Below are 2995 nucleotides of genomic sequence, written 5' to 3'. Positions count from 1 at the left end.
TGACCTTGATCACCAAGGCCAGGGTCAGATGAAGATCACCAAGTGGGTCAGATTTGATACGCCGTCAGAGGGTCAGGGTTCGGCCGTCGTCGAGAATCAGCTCCCACCAGGCTGCTGCGACAACCTGGCGAGGAGGTCTTGCACCTCCTTCGATTCACCGCGCCTCACGGCGCACGAGCGCCTCGTGGCGCACAAGGTCCGCTCCACGACCCATCGGGTGCGGGCGAGTCCTGATCCGTGGGGTGTACCGCGGCGGGCGATGGCCGGCTTGATGCCGCCTTTCCACTCCACGCGGCGGTACTTGTCGTAGCCGCGGTCGGCGAACAGGCGCTTGAGGCGGCTGCGGGGACGTTCGCGCAGGCCGCGGATGCGGGGTATCGCGTCCAGCAGCGGCAGGAGCTGGGTAACGTCGTGCCGGTTGTCGCAGATGAGGGGAGACCGCGAGCGGAGTGCCGTTGCGGTCGAATATCGGATGGTGCTTGGACCCGGGACGGCCCCGGTCGACCGGTGAAGGGCCGACGTAGGCCCCCGTTGACCGCTCGGATGTGGGAGCCGTCGATCGTCGTCGATCTGCAGTTGGCCGCCCTTCCGGAGCTCGGCCAGCAGGACCTGGTGCAGGCGCGGCCACACACCCGCCTCGGTTCAGTCCCGCAGCCTCCGCCAGGCGGTCACGCCCGAGCAGCAGACCACCTGGTTAGGGCATCGCGCCAGCTCACGCCCTTGCGCAAGGCGTAGACGATACCCGTCAGCGCGGCCCGGTCCCGGACCGGCTTCCGTCCCGGGCAGCGGCGGCGTGGTGGCCTGGGCGGCAGAAGCGGAGCTATGCGCTGCCACGAGTCTCGGACAAGATCGGCAGAAACGCAGCCGACCGTGCCCGAACCACACCAGAGGTCACCAGCCGACACACCGATCTCATGCTGAAACGATCAGTAAGCGGGCTGATCCAGAGGGTGGCTTGGCAGGCGGGAATGCGGCAGCTGCATCCGGCGTTAGACTGAACTAAACGTTCAGTTTTGCTTGAGGGAGATCGGCCGATGCGAACCGTCATCCTCGGGGCCACCGACCTGAAGGTGTCCCGCATCGCTTTCGCGAGCCCGGCTGCTCGGCAGCGACCGGGGCGCCTTCGGCGAAGACGAAGCCGGGTGAGCTGTCCGCCAGGCCCCGGAGCGCGGAGCGAACTTCTTCGACACCGCCCAGGCCAACGGCTTCGGTGCCTGCGAGCGGCTGCCGGGCAACGCCCTGCGGCCGGAACTCGACCGCCACCGCGAAAATCTGGTGATCGCTACCAAGGGCGCGCTGCGGCCCTTGGCAACGGCGTCGAGGGATGCCAGCCCCGAGTGGCTGTACAAGGGCGTCAACGCGAGCCTTGAGACGCTCGGCCTCGACCGCATCGACCTGTACCAGGTGCAGTGGCCGGATCGGAAGGCTCCTGTTTCCGAAACCGCCGGACGAGAGCGCCGCGGCCGCGGACCTCGCGCTCACCGACGCGGACCTGAGCGAGATCGACAGGATCACGGCGGCGTCCGTTCCCGTGGCCGGCCCCTCTCCGGAGACGGTATGAGGACGGCGACGGCCGATCACAGCCACTCGCGGCCCGCCGGCCGGCTCAGGCCGACGAGCACTGACCCCACCGTGTGCGCTGAACAATCCAGCGCATACAGGAACTTCACGAAGGATCCTTCATGAGCACCATCCCGACCATCACCCTCAACAACGGCGTGACCATGCCGCAGCTCGGCTTCGGCGTCTTCCTGGTACCGGACGACGAAGCCCACACCGCCGTCACGCGGGCACTGGAAGTGGGTTACCGCAGCATCGACACCGCTGCCCTCTACGGCAACGAGGAGGGGACCGGGCGGGCCATCGCCGATTCCGCTCTCCCCCGCGAGGAGGTGTTCGTCACCACCAAGGTGTGGAACACCGACCAGGGCTACGACTCGACCCTGCGTGCCTTCGACACCTCGCTGGGCAAGCTCGGCCTGGACTACGTCGACCTCTACCTGATCCACTGGCCGGCCCCGGCACAGGACAAGTACGTCGACACCTGGCGTGCATTGGAGAAGATCTACGCGGACGGCCGCGCCAGGGCGGTCGGCGTCTCCAACTTCCTTCCCGTTCACCTGCAGCGCCTCTTCGACGAGAGCGGCCTGGTCCCCGCTGTGAACCAGGTGGAACTGCACCCTCGGCTGCAGCAGGACGAGATTCGCACCTTCAACGCCCGTCACGGAATCGCCACCGAAGCGTGGTCCCCCCTCGGCCGTGGCAGTCAGGGCAACGCAGTGCTCGGGAACGCCGTGATCACCGCGATCGCCGCCAAGCACGGTGTCTCCCCCGCCCAAGTGGTTCTGCGCTGGCACCTTCAGATCGGCAACGTCGTCATCCCGAAGTCGGTGACGCCGTCCCGCATCGAGGAGAACTTCGACGTCTTCGACTTCGAGCTCGATTCCGAGGATCTGACCGCGATCGCGGGCCTGGAGACCGGTGAGCGAGTCGGCCCCCACCCCGACGACCGCAAATGACCGTCGGTGGACCCGCAAGGCCCGCCGACCTACCTCCACTCCGCCACGACCGCGCTGCCGCGACCGCCCCCAGGCATGGCGTAGGGGAACCTGGTTCCCCTACGCCATGCCACGAGGCCGACCCGAGCGCCATCCAAGTCCAGCACCAAGGCGTCTTCCTCGGATGGATCGCCCGCCCGCTTGCCCTCGACTCCGCATCCACACGTACACCCAGCTGAGCACCGCCCCCCTCTCCCTTGCACTTCAGAGCGGAACCGACCAGCTCTCTGTCCACAACGCGATCACCCTGACTATCACGCTCACCCCACAGTGACCGCCCTCGCCGCCCACGGGCAACCACTCCCAGGGGGACGAACGGCAACGGACACGGTAGGACGACCGAGACGGCGTGGCAGAGGTCACCGACATGTGCTGATCAATCTTGGAATGCGAGGCCTCCTCCCGCTGCTGCCCTCAGGGAGCTTGCCTCGTTCTGG

General features: G+C 67.3%; 1 protein-coding gene and 2 pseudogenes. 2 read left to right on the top strand and 1 reads right to left on the bottom strand.

Features of this window, described 5'->3' with window-relative positions; genetic code table 11:
• Positions 1 to 195: 195 nt before the first annotated feature.
• Positions 196 to 905 (bottom strand): annotated as a pseudogene (locus AB0M27_RS47185) (IS5 family transposase); the annotation flags it as partial.
• 253 nt (positions 906 to 1158) lie between these two features.
• On the opposite strand from AB0M27_RS47185, the pseudogene AB0M27_RS47180 reads away from it, so the two are divergent.
• Positions 1159 to 1686 (top strand): annotated as a pseudogene (locus AB0M27_RS47180) (aldo/keto reductase); the annotation flags it as partial.
• On the top strand, positions 1683 to 2519 hold the full coding sequence (locus tag AB0M27_RS47175) for an aldo/keto reductase (RefSeq protein WP_365732373.1): 837 nt from the start codon (positions 1683 to 1685) through the stop codon (positions 2517 to 2519). The pseudogene AB0M27_RS47180 and the gene AB0M27_RS47175, both read left to right, overlap by 4 nt.
• Positions 2520 to 2995 lie beyond the last annotated feature (476 nt).

This window comes from Streptomyces sp. NPDC052107, from assembly GCF_040680215.1.
GTDB lineage: Bacteria > Actinomycetota > Actinomycetes > Streptomycetales > Streptomycetaceae > Streptomyces.
Note: the sequence above shows the minus strand (reverse complement) of the source record. Positions and strands in the feature narration are given on the sequence as shown.

Excerpts from the sequence above, each read along its gene's own strand:
- AB0M27_RS47175 (WP_365732373.1), top strand. The coding sequence starts at position 1,683 with ATGAGCACCATCCCGACCATCACCCTCAACAACGGCGTGACCATGCCG.